This window comes from Pseudomonas sp. FBF18 (assembly GCF_024261405.1).
Classification (GTDB): Bacteria; Pseudomonadota; Gammaproteobacteria; order Pseudomonadales; family Pseudomonadaceae; genus Aquipseudomonas; species Aquipseudomonas palmensis.
The window spans coordinates 54,882-68,941 of the sequence record NZ_QKRS01000008.1; the positions used below are offsets into that span (position 1 = coordinate 54,882).

The 14,060-nt window shown below is 58.6% G+C and carries 12 protein-coding genes and 2 pseudogenes; 4 read left to right on the plus strand and 10 right to left on the minus strand.

Annotation, left to right across the window (positions count from 1 at the left end):
- Window positions 1–29: 29 nt before the first annotated feature.
- The 4 genes and pseudogenes from DN387_RS14285 to DN387_RS14300 form a co-directional block, all read right to left on the minus strand.
- Window positions 30–2,138, minus strand: coding sequence for a hypothetical protein (locus DN387_RS14285; protein ID WP_236171725.1), 2,109 nt, complete (start codon window positions 2,136–2,138; stop codon window positions 30–32).
- Window positions 2,131–4,389 (minus strand): hypothetical protein, encoded by a 2,259-nt coding sequence (locus DN387_RS14290; RefSeq protein WP_254506103.1) that lies wholly within the window; start codon window positions 4,387–4,389, stop codon window positions 2,131–2,133. Before DN387_RS14290 ends, DN387_RS14285 begins: the two co-directional genes overlap by 8 nt.
- 91 nt (window positions 4,390–4,480) lie before the next feature.
- Window positions 4,481–5,386 (minus strand): annotated as a pseudogene (locus DN387_RS14295) (YifB family Mg chelatase-like AAA ATPase); the annotation flags it as partial.
- 313 nt (window positions 5,387–5,699) lie between these two features.
- Entirely contained in the window at window positions 5,700–5,963 is a 264-nt protein-coding gene (locus DN387_RS14300; RefSeq protein WP_043863349.1) for an accessory factor UbiK family protein, read from the minus strand.
- 341 nt (window positions 5,964–6,304) lie between these two features.
- On the opposite strand from DN387_RS14300, the gene glnK reads away from it, so the two are divergent.
- The 3 genes from glnK to sutA all read left to right on the plus strand — a co-directional run bounded on the left by glnK (window position 6,305) and on the right by sutA (window position 8,799).
- Window positions 6,305–6,643 (plus strand): P-II family nitrogen regulator, encoded by a 339-nt coding sequence (glnK, locus tag DN387_RS14305; RefSeq protein ID WP_002555808.1) that lies wholly within the window; start codon window positions 6,305–6,307, stop codon window positions 6,641–6,643.
- A gap of 41 nt (window positions 6,644–6,684) precedes the next feature.
- Window positions 6,685–8,010, plus strand: a complete 1,326-nt coding sequence (locus DN387_RS14310) for an ammonium transporter (RefSeq protein WP_043863350.1) — start codon at window positions 6,685–6,687, stop codon at window positions 8,008–8,010.
- Window positions 8,011–8,475: 465 nt separating this feature from the next.
- On the plus strand, window positions 8,476–8,799 hold the full coding sequence (gene sutA, locus DN387_RS14315; RefSeq protein ID WP_043863351.1) for a transcriptional regulator SutA: 324 nt from the start codon (window positions 8,476–8,478) through the stop codon (window positions 8,797–8,799).
- Between the two features lie 160 nt (window positions 8,800–8,959).
- Here sutA and DN387_RS14320 read toward each other — a convergent pair whose 3' ends face one another.
- From DN387_RS14320 to DN387_RS14345, 6 genes and pseudogenes are all read right to left on the minus strand, one after another.
- Window positions 8,960–9,655, minus strand: coding sequence for an HAD family hydrolase (locus DN387_RS14320; protein ID WP_043863355.1), 696 nt, complete (start codon window positions 9,653–9,655; stop codon window positions 8,960–8,962).
- Entirely contained in the window at window positions 9,652–10,551 is a 900-nt protein-coding gene (gene xerC / locus DN387_RS14325; RefSeq protein ID WP_054915482.1) for a tyrosine recombinase XerC, read from the minus strand. Before xerC ends, DN387_RS14320 begins: the two co-directional genes overlap by 4 nt.
- Complete coding sequence (locus tag DN387_RS14330) at window positions 10,551–11,288, minus strand: DUF484 family protein (RefSeq protein ID WP_043863357.1); 738 nt, start codon at window positions 11,286–11,288, stop codon at window positions 10,551–10,553. The genes xerC and DN387_RS14330 overlap by 1 nt, the downstream gene beginning before the upstream one ends.
- Before the next feature lie 13 nt (window positions 11,289–11,301).
- Window positions 11,302–12,132 (minus strand): diaminopimelate epimerase, encoded by an 831-nt coding sequence (dapF, locus tag DN387_RS14335; protein ID WP_054915483.1) that lies wholly within the window; start codon window positions 12,130–12,132, stop codon window positions 11,302–11,304.
- A 4-nt stretch (window positions 12,133–12,136) separates the two neighbouring features.
- Window positions 12,137–13,384: a diaminopimelate decarboxylase gene (gene lysA, locus DN387_RS14340; RefSeq protein ID WP_054915484.1), complete on the minus strand. Its 1,248-nt coding sequence runs from the start codon at window positions 13,382–13,384 to the stop codon at window positions 12,137–12,139.
- Window positions 13,385–13,400: 16 nt separating this feature from the next.
- Window positions 13,401–13,532, minus strand: a pseudogene (locus DN387_RS14345) (lipoprotein); the annotation flags it as partial.
- Between the two features lie 195 nt (window positions 13,533–13,727).
- Here DN387_RS14345 and cyaY point away from each other — a divergent pair.
- Window positions 13,728–14,060, plus strand: coding sequence for an iron donor protein CyaY (gene cyaY / locus DN387_RS14350; protein WP_043863361.1), 333 nt, complete (start codon window positions 13,728–13,730; stop codon window positions 14,058–14,060).

Here is a 14,060-nt window from a genome sequence, read left to right on the forward strand (position 1 = left end):
GCAACTATCGGGGATATCATGATTAGACATTATTTCTCCCTAACTATCACGATGATACGATATGAAACGGTTGAGCCATTTGTAAAAAAGTGCGGTTCAATATCGATGTCGCCGTGCTTCAGGCTAAATTCAATGTAACCATCTATGGTCTCATCATTGAGCAATGAGAAGTCGGTGACACCGTAGTGGGTGCGCAAATATAGAGCGAGGTTCTCTGTTTGACCATCGCTTGCTCGTATGCGATCAGTACCCCACCCCGCCTTCAATTCTCGTAAAATACTGCCTGGAGTTGTTTCGGTAATGTAGTGATAGACCATTTCAGGGTCAGTATGCCCTAGTACCCAGCGCAAGACGTCTAACTCGTCGTTAGTCTGACTCCAGAAGAAAATTTGAGCGAAGAATCGACGTAGTTGATGTTGGCGTAGATAGTAACGCCGCCCCAGCATATCTAGATCCGTTTCAGTATAATCGCAGAAAAAGTTAAGGCTATTGTTGTATGATGTGTGGGAAATACTTTGAAGTTTTCCGTTAATGCTCGGGTAGCTGAAAAGCGCTCGCCAATCATCTAACAGTCCCGCTTCAATAAGCCCGCATTGCATGTTTTCTATCGTTGTTATCATGCGGCGGGCTATATCCGGAGTTGGACGGATGATCGATTCGTTCATGTCCATGTATCCCGACTTGCGGTTAACTGTCCTGAGCGCCATTCCTGCTTCTACTAAGCAATCATTAGCTATGAGTTTTCTCAGTTCAGATTCTCTACGTGCCTGTAGCGTGCCAATGGTGAGCTGAATTGCGCCGTAGAGTATTCGCAGTATATCCCATAGTCCAGGTGAAGCTCTGAAGGCTGAGTAGAAGTCCGCTTTGGAAGTTACGAGTTTGGACTTTCTTTCTGAAAGTGAAGTCGCCCATCTTGTTATGCCTAATGCGGGTGGCAATTTTTTTAACAAAATACTAGCTTCATTCGTTGATCCAAACTGTTGAAACGTAAGCGCCGACGCTTTAGCTGCCTTGGCGAATTCCAAAAAGGTATCCGTTATTGCATCACCGTATGCAAGGTAAAATTCGATCGCCGAGCGAAGTGCGGAGAGTACAACTGTAACCGGAGCCGTCTTGTAGCGGCCTGTGGAAGTTAAATCACAGTGCGCATAAGCATCATCATCGTTATCTTCCGGGATAGCTTCAAGCGGCATGCCTGGAAGCTCTCGGCCAAGCCTATTCAAGTCTCTGAGCTCATAGACATAAGATGAGAATGACCTTTCGTCCATCTTTCGATGTTTTTGTCGAACGGGGACGATAGGGTACTCTGTGTTACGCCTCCACTTCGGTAGCAGCTTTAGCGCACTTGGTATTTTGTGATGGGTTTTACCTCGTAACGTATTAGGATAGATTTTTTCGGTTATTTTCCTAACATGTGGTACATATTTCCATTCGGCCATACTACACTGCTTGTACATGCCAGAGTGCCAAAGCGCTGCGCGAATTATGAGCAAAGTTTCAACATTGCCACCTAGTTTGTCATTAAATATACTGTCAATTTCGTTTGCACACTCTTGCTCAGTCAAAGGGCTTTGATTTAATGATAAAATCGGAGTTTCATTGATTACTTGTTGAATGGTTTCAGGTGGAATTGAGTTAGCCAATGTAATGAGGTAGTCGTAAAGCTTGATATCCCAATTATAGAAGGCTAATGATTTTTCTGAAGACCGGCTAATGCTTTTGAGAAAAAGAGCGTATTCATTGCGATTGAAAAGCGCTAGAGCATGCTCTTCTAATAATAACTGTTCATTTCGAAGAAGCATGTAGTCTAAAATTGACAAAATTCGTATAACTTTCCTGTGTTTTGTGGTTTCCCCTGCATATACTCCGCGATCTTTACTGAATCGGTCAGCCGAGCATATCCAGGTTTTAAAGATCATGAGAAGGTTGCTGTTGGAGTCGTCGGTCAGAACAGTGTTGGCTGATAGCGGGATATTGAAGTCGACGGTTAACGACTCTTTTTGAAACTCAAGTCGCCATATGTTTTCATAAAAGTCTGATCTTAAGAAGGACGCCGATTTGTACTTGTTGGATTCTTTTGATACGAAGTCTGTAAGGAATTCGTGGTTAGCTGCCTCTCCTTTATAGGTGTTAGCCATATATGAATTCTTCTATTGAAGGGTCAGGGCCGAGTGCCTTTGCATAGTCTATTAGTTCCAGTATTTCAAGGTTGTTTTCTGGATCGGAATTTAAGTAGCTGAGCAGGCACTGGGAAAAGTCTGCCCAATGTTGTGCTTTGGAATTTAATTTCTTTCCAGGCGGGCAAGCTGACGTTAGTGTAACAATTGCTCTGGCTATGACTGGGTCGATGTTAACAAGAACTTTGTCTGTTGTAGACTGGTCGCGTGATTCAATATCCCGGTCTGGTATCGCAAGGCAGTTAAGTTCAAGAAAAGATTCTAGCTGCCCCATCGAGTTGAAACCGCTGGCGTCTAATAGGTAAGGACTGCCTTTCAAAGCTTGCACTATAATGCCAGTCTGAAATTTACGCACCCAACGGTCCCGGAAGAAGTACAATATGCTTGGCGGGAGATATCTTTCTAAGAGGTCTGGATCATATCTGTTGTGCCCCAGAGCTTCTGCCATTGAATAAACACTTCCAGTTTCCAGAAAGGTTATGACTGCTGCCGTGGACCTCATTGTTGCAGGGCGCAAAATCGTCTTAGATAACTGCTGGATAATAAAGGTGTCAGCATCCGGGGCCAATGCGGTTAGCTCATCGCACACCGTCTTCTGGTGATATTCTGTGTTGTTTGTTTTGCACGTGTAGTGGAGTGGCTTGCCTAATCCTTTCGGGGTTGATATGAGAAGTTTGCGCCATGTGTCATCATTTTTGGATCTTAAGAACTCTCGCAGTGGATTCGTAAGCGCGATTATACTTGCCACAATCGTTGCTGTTTCAGACGTTAGCTTGATTCGCATTTCTGAGCTATCGGCATGCTTCCTGTCTTTATAACCGTGAATGTATTGTGGTGTGTCGCTATTTTCTAAGCCTTTCAACATTCCTCGAGAGTCATAGAGTTCAACGCTTGCCAGGAACGCTGGCGTGATCCTTGGGTCGCTTGTGATTAACTTGATGCAGAAAGGTAGTAGCGTTTGGCGATTTGGTAGTCCCAGTTGGGTCGGCAACTTCGGGAATAAACTATGAAAATTCTTATAGGCCGATTTTAACCCTGCATAGCCATATTCACTAAATGTCGCGGCAAGATTGGCTAGCGCTTCGGGGTTGTCCTTAGATAATAACCAAGCGTTCCCTCGTGAGTCACTGGCAGGCTTACCAACTTTTACTGAGCTACCAATTTCTGCCATTTCACGAGTAATTGTGTATGCTGTCATTGCCGCGCTGATTTTGCTTTCGCACCATGTCATCACAAGGTTGTGAGCGCTATAAATATCGGCTCTAATTCTAGCAAACGCCTCTTCATCTGGGATTTCTAATGGTATTCTAATTATGAGTTTGTTCTTGTACTCACGATCTAGCTCAGTGATTATGTTTGAGTCAGCCCCTTGGGGGGGTGTTGATTTAGGGTCAGGGATATCATACGGGTTTCCGAATATATTAGATGGTACAATGTGTTCTAATATGAATGGGCGTATAATGTTTCTCCATCTTGACACTACATTTGCGTGGCCACTTTTTTTGGCAATGTGATGTTTGTAATAGTGGATCCACAGGTCCGTGAAAAAATCGGTTGAGACACTGCGATCTTTTAGCGCATAAGCCGTATATTGTTGTGACTGGTCTTCCAAGAATCTGCTTATTGTATTTATACTAACATTCGAACAAGTTCTCCTGCTTTGGTGAAAATTTTTCCCTATTTCATAGAGCTTCTCTGCTGCAGCTCTCCCGTAGTTAATGTAAACTGGTCGAAGCGGTAAAGAAATTATGTTGTCGTTTATGTTTTTGCAGTGCCAGCCTGTCCAATAATAGACTTTGTTGCTATTTAATGTTAGCGCCTCGAACCGTCCCCTGTAATAGCTATAAATATCGTAGCTTTTAACTTTTCCTCGCCAATCCAGTTGGCTGTGCTTTTGTCTGATGGTATTTATCGCGTCTTGAAGGTTGTTAGCTAAAGCTACCCTTCGATCATGGCTTAAGATTCTAAATTGCGGGCTAAGCAGTGCTCCTATGAAGTCGCTCAGCTTTTCATCCGAAACATTAGACTTTAGTTCGTCAAGCGATAAAGCCTGATCCGTTATTTGCAGGAAACATTCCAGAGATTTCAAAATAGAATTTACTGATCTTTTTTTGGGGTGGCCAAGGGCCTGCGCTAGGCAAGCCACAAGCTCAGCACTCATAGCTTCGTAGGGGTAGGTCTGATAAGTACTGATATCTTTGATGATTGTCATCGGTGGGATCTCACTGACGGTCAGCCAGAGCCCTCGTCGCAGAGCCTTTTTATCGGTATAGACAACTTTTAGCAGAAAGCAAAAAGCCAAACTCATCCAGAAACAGCACGCCATGGTGGGCCAGGGTGATCTCGCCGGGTTGCGGGCGGCTGCCACCGCCGACCAGTGCGGCCCCCGACGCCGAGTGATGCGGGTGGCGAAACGGACGCTGCGGCCAGCTGTTGAGCGGCAGCGGGCTGGCGACCGACTGGATGGCCGCCACCTCCAGCGCTTCGCGCTCGTTCAGCGGTGGCAGCAGGCCGGGCAGGCGGCTGGCGAGCAGGGTCTTGCCGGTGCCGGGTGGCCCGCTGAACAGCAGGTTGTGGGCCCCGGCCGCCGCGACCAGCAGGGCACGCTTGGCGGCGAGCTGGCCCTGTACCTCGTTGAGGTCGGGGTAGGGCTGGCTGTGCAGGACTAGGCCGTTGGCCTTGTAGGGTTCGAGGGGCTGCTGGCCGTTGAGGTGCGCGACCAGTTCCAGCAGGTGGTCTACGGCGTACACCACCAGGCCCGAAGCCAGGCAGGACTCCTCGGCATTCTCCCGTGGCACCACCAGCGCGCGCCCGGCTTCGCGGGCGGCAAGGGCGGCCGGCAGCACGCCCTGCACGCAGCGCACCGCCCCCGACAGCGCCAGCTCGCCCAGGCATTCCACTGCGTGCAGCGAGGCGATCGGCATCTGCCCGTTGGCGGCCAGGATGCCCAGGGCTATGGCCAGGTCGAAGCGTCCGCCATCCTTGGGCAGGTCGGCGGGGGCGAGGTTGAGGGTGATGCGCCGCGCGGGGAACTCCAGGCCGGAGTTGAGGATGGCGCTGCGCACACGGTCCTTGCTTTCCTTTACCGTGGCTTCGGGCAGGCCGACCAGGGTCAGGTTGGGCAGGCCGTTGGCCAGGTGCGCTTCGATGGTGACCGCAGGGGCCAGTACGCCCACCTGGGCGCGGCTGTGGACAAGGGCGAGGGACATGCACACTCCATGATCGGGACAATGCCGCGTCCTGCGGCTGGGGCAAGGATAGTGGTGCGCGCGCAGGGTGCGCGGGGGAGAGTGAGTCGAGGTTTTGCAGCGGTTGACGGGGCCAGGAGCGCTGGTCAAGATCACGGCGCCCCGGTGCAGCCTTCGGGCCGCGACGGCGTGCGTGCCAATGGCTTCTATCGCCGCTTGGGGGTGGGAGGTGGTGGCGCAGTTGGAGGAGGGGGATGTGCGGTATGAGAAGGTGAGGCAGGCCCCTGCATGACCCTGCAGGCGCCGGCCCCGCCGACGAAGGCTGCGCTGCGCTCTACTCGGCAGCCGCCGGGTTCAGCCGCGCTTCCATCTCTTCGACCTTGGCCTCCAGCGCCTCCAGGCGTGCGCGGGTGCGGGCCAGCACTACCATCTGGCTGTCGAACTCCTCACGGCTGACCAGTTCCAGCTTGCTGAAACCACTTTGCAGCAGCGCCTTGAACTGGCTTTCCAGTTCGCTGCGCGGCTGCGCGGTGTCACCGCTGAACAGGCGCGAGGCCTGGTCGCTCAGGGCATCGAGAAAGGCTTTGGGCGCGAGCATGTTGGTCCGTCCGGTAAATGCAAAGAGGCGGCCAGTGTAACACGCACCCCACGCCCGCTCGCCCCGCACGCTTTTCGCGCATTCCCCCGATCGGTAGCGCACCGTTTTTGTGCGTGTTTGCCCTGCTGGCGACTGGCCAATTCCAAGCAAGGCACGCAAGCCCTTGTAATTGGTGGCTTTGGCAGACATGGCAAGGTTTCTGCTTAGAGCCAAGTGACTCATGCACTGGTGTCGGGCCTTGGGATTGAGGCCGACGAAGCGTTACAAAGCCAGGCACTGCGCTTAGACTTGAGACGGGTTTGTTTTCCTGGGGCAAGTCCACCAATTCGGGAGAGAGTTTCATGAAGCTAGTCACTGCCATCATCAAGCCATTCAAGTTGGACGACGTGCGCGAGTCGCTGTCCGAAATCGGCGTGCAGGGCATTACCGTCACGGAAGTCAAAGGCTTCGGACGGCAGAAAGGCCACACCGAGCTGTATCGCGGTGCTGAATACGTAGTCGATTTCCTGCCCAAGGTGAAGATCGATGTCGCCATCGACGACAAGGACCTGGACCGGGTCATCGAGGCGATCACCAAGGCGGCCAACACCGGCAAGATCGGTGACGGCAAGATTTTCGTGGTCAATCTGGAACAGGCCATCCGCATCCGTACCGGTGAAACCGATACCGACGCGATCTAAGTAACGCCGCCCCAAACCCCAACGCCCCAGGAGATAACAATATGACTCTGCGTCAGTTCGCAGGGCTAGGAGCCCTTTTGTCCCTCGTAATGCCTGGCATGGCCATGGCAGAGGAGGCAGCCGCCCCCGTGCTCAACTCCGGCGACACCGCCTGGATGTTGACCGCCACCGCGCTGGTGCTGTTCATGACCATCCCGGGCCTGGCGTTGTTCTACGGCGGCATGGTGCGTTCCAAGAACGTGCTTTCGGTGATGATGCAGTGTTTCGCCATCACCGGCCTGATCAGCATTCTGTGGATGGTCTACGGCTACAGCCTGGCGTTCGATACCACGGGTATGGAAGAGGGCGTGGTCAACTTCAATTCCTTCGTCGGCGGGTTCTCCAAGGCCTTCCTGGCCGGCGTCACCCCCGCAAGCCTGACCTCGTTGTTCCCCGAGGCGGTGTTCATCACCTTCCAGATGACCTTCGCCATCATCACTCCGGCCCTGATCGTCGGTGCCTTTGCCGAGCGCATGAAGTTCTCGGCCATGCTGATCTTCATGGCCGTGTGGTTCACCCTGGTCTACGCACCGATCGCGCACATGGTCTGGTCCGGTGCCGGCGGCCTGATGTGGGACTGGGGCGTACTGGACTTTGCCGGTGGCACCGTGGTGCATATCAATGCGGGTATCGCGGGCCTGGTGGCGTGCCTGGTGCTGGGCAAGCGCAAGGGTTTCCCGACCACCCCGATGGCCCCGCACAACCTGGGCTACACCCTGATGGGCGCGGCCATGCTGTGGATCGGCTGGTTCGGCTTCAACGCCGGCTCCGCAGCCGCTGCCAACGGCACCGCCGGCATGGCCATGCTGGTGACCCAGATCGCCACGGCCGCCGCTGCGCTGGGCTGGATGTTCGCCGAGTGGATCACCCACGGCAAACCCAGCGCCCTGGGCATCGCCTCCGGTGTGGTGGCAGGCCTGGTGGCGATCACCCCGGCTGCGGGCACCGTAGGCCCGATGGGCGCGCTGGTGATCGGCCTGGTATCGGGTGTGGTGTGCTTCTTCTGCGCCACCAGCCTCAAGCGCAAGATGGGCTATGACGACTCCCTGGACGCCTTCGGCGTGCATGGCATCGGCGGCATCGTCGGCGCGATTCTCACCGGCGTGTTCGCGGCCCCTGCACTGGGCGGCTTCGGTACCGTCGAAGATATCGGCGCACAGGTCTGGGTGCAGGCCAAGGGCGTGGGCTTCACGGTGATCTACACCGCTATCGTCACCTACGTGATTCTGAAGGTGCTGGACCTGGTGATGGGCCTGCGGGTCAACGAAGAGGAAGAAGCGGTCGGCCTCGACCTCGCGCAGCACAACGAGCGTGGCTACAACCTGTAACATGCTCGAAAAAACATGCCCGGCTTGCCGGGCATTTTTTTGCCTGGATTTTGTCCATCCAAGGGCACGCAAACGGTTTCCACGGGGGCATTTGCAGGCGCTTGACGCTGTAATGGCCATCAAGCATAAAACTTACAGCGAACAAGGATATTTAGGCACTTTGCTTTTTCACACATCACGCTAGAATGCGCGCCGTAGGGTGCGGATGACCTGTCCGCGCACTTCGATACCCTTTGCTAGGCTTGGCATTGAACAGGCCGCTCACGGCGGGGTCAGCTGGTGAAGCAATGCCGGCAGCTCTTTCTTTTTGTCGGGCCCTGCACGGGCCCGCACGGTGCTCGCCAGGCGGTAGGGCGGGCGCCGCTGGCCGCGGGCTACCCGTGGCCCTGGATTTTTCCGGCAGTGGCCGCACCTGGCGCTGTTGGTCTATAACTTATCTGCTTTTCGCAAGTCATGAGGTAGAACATGAGCGACGATGATCTGGAAAACGACGACCTCGAAGTGGGCGACGAAGACGATACCGATGAAGGCCTGGAAGCGGCTGCCGACGACGTTGCCGATGACAGCGGTGACGACAGCCCCGCACCGGTAGCCAAGGGCAAGTCCAAGGCTGCGGTCTCGGTCGACGAAATGCCCAGCATGGAAGCCAAGCAGAAGGAGCGCGACGCGCTCGCCAAGGCGATGGAAGAGTTCCTGTCGCGTGGCGGCAAGGTGCAGGAAGTGGAGGCCAACGTGGTCGCCGATCCGCCCAAGAAGCCAGACAACAAGTACGGTAGCCGTCCTATCTGAGGGGTGCCGTCGAACAGAAGAGCCCGCCGTCGCTGCGGGCTTTTTTGTGGGTGGCGTTATCGGTTGCCGCTGCTGACGCTATGGTGGGGCAGGCCCGCTCCTACAACGATCACCGCAACCCTTGTGGGAGCGGGCTTGACCCGCGATGGGGCCAGCGGGGCTAACGCCAACTGAGCAACAGCTCAGGCAACTGCGACAGGCGCTGGATCTCGGCATCCGGCTGCCCCTCGGCCGTCCACGCCTTACCCTGCGGGTTGAACCATATCGCGCGCAGGCCGGCCTGCTGGGCCCCGGCGATGTCGTCGCCCGGGTGGTCGCCGATATGCACGGCATTGCCGGCCTCGGCCTGGCCCTGGCGCAATGCTTCGAGAAACGGTTGCGGGTCGGGCTTGCCGATGCCCAAGTCCTCGGCGCACAGGGCGAACCTGAAATAGTCGGCCAGCCCCAGGCGCCTCACGTCGGCATTGCCATTGGTGACCACGCCCAGGGTGTAGCGATGGCGCAGCACCTCCAGCACTGGCTGCACCTCGGGGAAGATATCCACCTGGTGGCGCGCATGCAGGAACACTTCAAAGCCCTCGTTGGCCAGGGCGTGGGCCCTGGCTTCGCTGTAGCCGACGTCGCTCATGGCATGGAACAGCACCTTGCGCCGCAAGGCGCTGATGCGATGCCGCAGGCCCGGCTCGGCCTGCACCAGGCGCTCGCGAATGGCATACAGGTGCTCCACCGGCACCGCGCCCAGGTCGGGTGCATTCGCCGCCAGCCAGTCGCGCAGCACGGCCTCGGCACTGACAATGACCGGGGCGGTGTCCCACAGGGTGTCGTCCAGGTCGAAGGTGATCAGCTGAATGCTCATGAGTCACTGTCCTTGCTGCGTTTGGCCCTTGGGTGGGCGCTGTCATAGACGCTCGCCAGGTGCTGGAAGTCCAGGTGAGTGTAGATCTGCGTGGTGGCGATGTCGGCATGCCCGAGCATTTCCTGCACCGCACGCAGGTCCTGGGACGATTCGAGCAGGTGGCTGGCGAAGGAGTGGCGCAGCATGTGCGGGTGCAGGTTCTGCCCCAGCTCGCGGCTGCCCGCCGCCTGGACCCGCAGCTGGATCGCCCGCGGGCCCAGGCGCCGGCCTTGCTGGCTGACGAACACCGCGTTGTCCTGCGGGGCGCTGATGCCGCGCAGCGCCAGCCACTTTTCCAATGCCTCTCTGGCTTTGCGGCCTACCGGCAGCACGCGGGTCTTGCTGCCCTTGCCATGCACCTGCACCAGGCCGGCTGGCAGGTCGAGCTGATCGAGATCGAGGCTGGTCAGCTCCGACAGGCGCAGGCCCGAGGAGTAGAACAGCTCGAGCATGGCCTGGTCGCGGCGGGCGAGAAAGTCGTCGTCCACCGCGCCTTCGAGCAATTGCAGCGCGCGGTCGGTATCGAGGGTCTTGGGCAGCCGGCGCTCGCCCTTGGGCGCGGCCAGGCCGTTGGCCGGGTCGTGGTCGCACAGGCCTTCGCGGTTCAGGTAGCGGTACAGGCCGCGCACCGCCGAAAGCATGCGCGCCAGGCTGCGCGACGACTGCCCGGCATGGTGCTGGCGCGCCACGAACTGGCGCAGGTGCTGGATCTGCAGGGCGCTCCAGCTGGCGATGCCGGTTTTCCCGCAGTAGGCCAGCACGTTGGCCAGGTCACGCCGGTAGGCCAGCTGGGTATGCTCCGACACCTGGCGCTCGTTGCGCAGGTGCGCGATGAACGCGTCCAGCTGGCGCTCCATCAGCGTACCGGGCGCAGGGTCTGGGTAAAGCGCGGTAGCACGCGGCCGAGCACTTCGGCGATGTAGCTCAGGAACAGGGTGCCGACGCTGCTTTTGTAGTGCTGCGGGTCGTGGCTGGCGATGGCGAGCACGCCATGCAGGCCCTGATAGTCGAGCGCGGCGACGGCACTGGAGCCGACTTCGGGGCGCTGGGCCTCGCCGAACAGGAAGTCCAGCTCGTGGTCGCGCAGGGTGCCGCTGACCGTCTTGCCCGCGCACAGCAGGCCGCCGATGGCCTGTTGCGCTTCGGTCGGGTTGACCCAGCGGCCCACGGGCGCCACGGTATCGCCGAACAGGATCAGGCTCACGAACGGCACCTTGAACTCCTGGCGCAGGCTGTCCTCGACGGCCATCACCACGGCCTCGAGGCTGTCGGCGTCGAGCAGGTCGAGGATCAGCCGGCGGGTCTTCTCGAACAGCCGGTCGTTGTCGCGGGCCACGTCCATCAGGTGCGAGAGGCGGTGGCGCATCTCGATGTTGCGGTCGCGCAGCAGCTTGAGCTGGCGCTCCACCAGCGACACGCTGTCGCCGCGCTGGTGAGGCACCTGCAGCTCCAGCAGCAGGTCGTCATGCTCGGCGAAGAACGCCGGGTTGGCACGCAGGTAAGCCACCACGTCCTGGGCCCCGACGCTGGGCGTCGAGCCCTGGGCGTCGGAGGCGTCGGGCTCTGCGGTGGGCGTGTGGGGCTGGTCGGTCATGGCTGGTACTCACTCATAGGCGAACCTGTCCTTCATACACGCGTACGGCAGGGCCTGTCATCACTACAGGCCGGCCCGGGCCGCCCCACTCGATGGACAGGCGCCCTCCAGGCAGGTCGATCAGCAGCGGCGAATCCATCCAGCCCTGGCTGATGGCAGCCACCGCCGCGGCGCAGGCACCGGTGCCGCAGGCCTGGGTTTCCCCGGCGCCGCGCTCCCACACGCGCAACTGGGCGCGGTGGCGGTCGATGACCTGGAGGAAGCCGACGTTGACCCGCTGCGGGAAGCGCGGGTGGTTCTCGATCTGCGGGCCGAGGTCGTGCACCGGGGCGCTGTTGATGTCGTCGACGCGCAGCACCGCATGGGGGTTGCCCATCGACACGGCAGCCAGGTTGACCGTGCGACCGGCCACTTCCAGCGGGTAGTTCAGGGCCTGGGCAGGGGCGTCGAAGGGGATCTCGGACGGCACCAGGCGCGGTGGGCCCATGTCGACGCTGATCTGCCCGTCGCCGCGCACATCGAGTTCGATGATGCCGCTCTTGGTCTCGACGCGGATACGCTTTTTCGCCGTCAGGCGCTTGTCCAGCACGAAGCGCGCGAAGCAGCGTGCACCGTTGCCGCACTGCTCGACCTCGGACCCGTCGGCGTTGAAGATCCGGTAGCGAAAGTCCACGTCCGGATTGCTCGGCGCCTCGACGATCAGCAGTTGGTCGAAACCGATGCCGGTGTGCCGGTCACCCCATTGCTTGGCGTGCTTGGGCAGGATGTGCGCGTGCTGGCTGACCAGGTCGAGGACCATGAAGTCGTTGCCCAGGCCGTGCATCTTGGTAAAACGCAGCAGCATGGGGTCACTCCGGCAGCAGGCTTTCGCCGGCAAACAGCTCGGCCACGGTTTCGCGACGGCGCACTTCGAAGGCCTGATCGGCATCCACCATTACTTCGGCGCAGCGACCACGGGTGTTGTAGTTCGAACTCATGACGAAACCGTAGGCACCGGCCGAATGCACGGCCAGCAGGTCGCCTTCGGCCAGGTTCAGCGCACGGTCCTTGGCCAGGAAGTCGCCGGTCTCGCAGATCGGGCCGACCACGTCATAGCTGCGCGGCTCGCCATCACGGGGCTGCACGGCGGTCACGTCCATCCAGGCCTGGTACAGCGCCGGGCGGATCAGGTCGTTCATCGCCGCGTCGACGATGGCGAAGTCCTTGTGCTCGGTGTGCTTGAGGTACTCGACGCGGGTCAGCAGCACGCCGGCATTGGCCACGATGTAGCGGCCCGGTTCGAATACCAGCGCCAGGTCGCGGTCGCCCACGCGCTCGCGGATGGCCTTGATGTAGTCGCCGGCCAGTGGCGGCTCTTCGTCGCGATAGCGCACGCCCACGCCGCCGCCCAGGTCCAGGTGGCGCAGGTAGATGCCGCACTCGCCGAGGCGGTCGATCAGCGCCAGCAGGCGGTCGAGGGCATCGAGGAAGGGCTCCAGCGTCGTCAGCTGCGAACCGATGTGGCAGTCGACGCCGACGATTTCCAGGTTCGGCAGCTGCGCGGCGCGCACGTAGACTTCTTCGGCATCGGCAATGGCGATACCGAACTTGTTCTCTTTGAGGCCGGTGGAAATGTACGGGTGGGTGCCGGCATCGACATCCGGGTTGACCCGCAGCGAGATCGGCGCGCGTACGCCCATTTCGGCGGCAACCACCTGCAGGCGCTCCAGCTCGTCGGTGGACTCGACGTTGAAGCAGTGCACGCCCACTTCGAGGGCGCGGCGCATGTCGTCGCGGGTCTTGCCCACGCCGGAGAACACCACACGGTCGGCGCGCCCGCCGGCGGCCAGCACACGCTCCAGTTCACCGCCCGAGACGATGTCGAAGCCTGCGCCCAGTCGTGCCAGCACGTTCAGCACGCCGAGGTTGGAGTTGGCTTTTACGGCGAAGCACACCAGGTGCGAAACACCCTGCAATGCATCGGCGTAGCTACGGTACTGGGCTTCGATATGCGCCCGCGAGTACACGTAGGTAGGCGTGCCGAAGCGTTCGGCAATCGCCGACAGCGCCACGCCTTCCGCGAACAGCTCGCCGTCGCGGTAGTTGAAAGCGTCCATGGGGATCCCTTAATCAGTGCTGGTGCGATTGCGACTTTTTGCCGTCTTTGCCGTCTTCAGGCAGGTACAGTGGGCCTTTCTGACCGCAAGCGGAGACGAGGCAGGCAATCGCGACTAGCGCCGCGAGGGAGGAAATCAGGCGCTTCATGGCGAAATCCTTTGAATTTAAGCAGTATTGCGCCCGAGTATACCGAGCGCCCGGCGCCTTGCCTATGTAGCCGCTGCGCCGTCGGACAGGCGCCCGTGCAGGGTGTCGGCTGCGGGCGTTAACCTTTGCATTCGTGGCGCGGCGCTCGTATCTTGCCCGGCTTGCGTGTGTGCAGACATTTTCGAGGTTCTTGCAATGAGTTTGAGCGAAGCGCGTTTTCACGACCTGGTCGACGCGACCCAACAGGCCCTGGAAGACCTGTTCGATGAAACCGACCTGGACCTGGACATGGAGAACTCGGCGGGCGTTCTTACCATCAAGTTCGACAACGGCAGCCAGTTGATCTTCAGCCGCCAGGAGCCGCTGCGCCAGCTGTGGCTGGCCGACAAGTCGGGTGGTTTCCATTTCGACTATGACGAAGCCAGCGGCAAATGGACCTGTGAGAAGACCGAGGAACTGCTCGGCGAGATGCTCGAGCGCATCGTCTGGGAGCGGGTCGGCGAAAAGCTCGACTTCGACGAGATCTGA

Excerpts from the sequence above, each read along its gene's own strand:
- DN387_RS14285 (WP_236171725.1), bottom strand. The coding sequence starts at position 2,138 with ATGGCTAACACCTATAAAGGAGAGGCAGCTAACCACGAATTCCTTACA.
- DN387_RS14290 (WP_254506103.1), bottom strand. The coding sequence starts at position 4,389 with ATGACAATCATCAAAGATATCAGTACTTATCAGACCTACCCCTACGAA.
- DN387_RS14300 (WP_043863349.1), bottom strand. The coding sequence starts at position 5,963 with ATGCTCGCGCCCAAAGCCTTTCTCGATGCCCTGAGCGACCAGGCCTCG.
- glnK (WP_002555808.1), top strand. The coding sequence starts at position 6,305 with ATGAAGCTAGTCACTGCCATCATCAAGCCATTCAAGTTGGACGACGTG.
- DN387_RS14310 (WP_043863350.1), top strand. The coding sequence starts at position 6,685 with ATGACTCTGCGTCAGTTCGCAGGGCTAGGAGCCCTTTTGTCCCTCGTA.
- sutA (WP_043863351.1), top strand. The coding sequence starts at position 8,476 with ATGAGCGACGATGATCTGGAAAACGACGACCTCGAAGTGGGCGACGAA.
- DN387_RS14320 (WP_043863355.1), bottom strand. The coding sequence starts at position 9,655 with ATGAGCATTCAGCTGATCACCTTCGACCTGGACGACACCCTGTGGGAC.
- xerC (WP_054915482.1), bottom strand. The coding sequence starts at position 10,551 with ATGGAGCGCCAGCTGGACGCGTTCATCGCGCACCTGCGCAACGAGCGC.
- DN387_RS14330 (WP_043863357.1), bottom strand. The coding sequence starts at position 11,288 with ATGACCGACCAGCCCCACACGCCCACCGCAGAGCCCGACGCCTCCGAC.
- dapF (WP_054915483.1), bottom strand. The coding sequence starts at position 12,132 with ATGCTGCTGCGTTTTACCAAGATGCACGGCCTGGGCAACGACTTCATG.
- lysA (WP_054915484.1), bottom strand. The coding sequence starts at position 13,384 with ATGGACGCTTTCAACTACCGCGACGGCGAGCTGTTCGCGGAAGGCGTG.
- cyaY (WP_043863361.1), top strand. The coding sequence starts at position 13,728 with ATGAGTTTGAGCGAAGCGCGTTTTCACGACCTGGTCGACGCGACCCAA.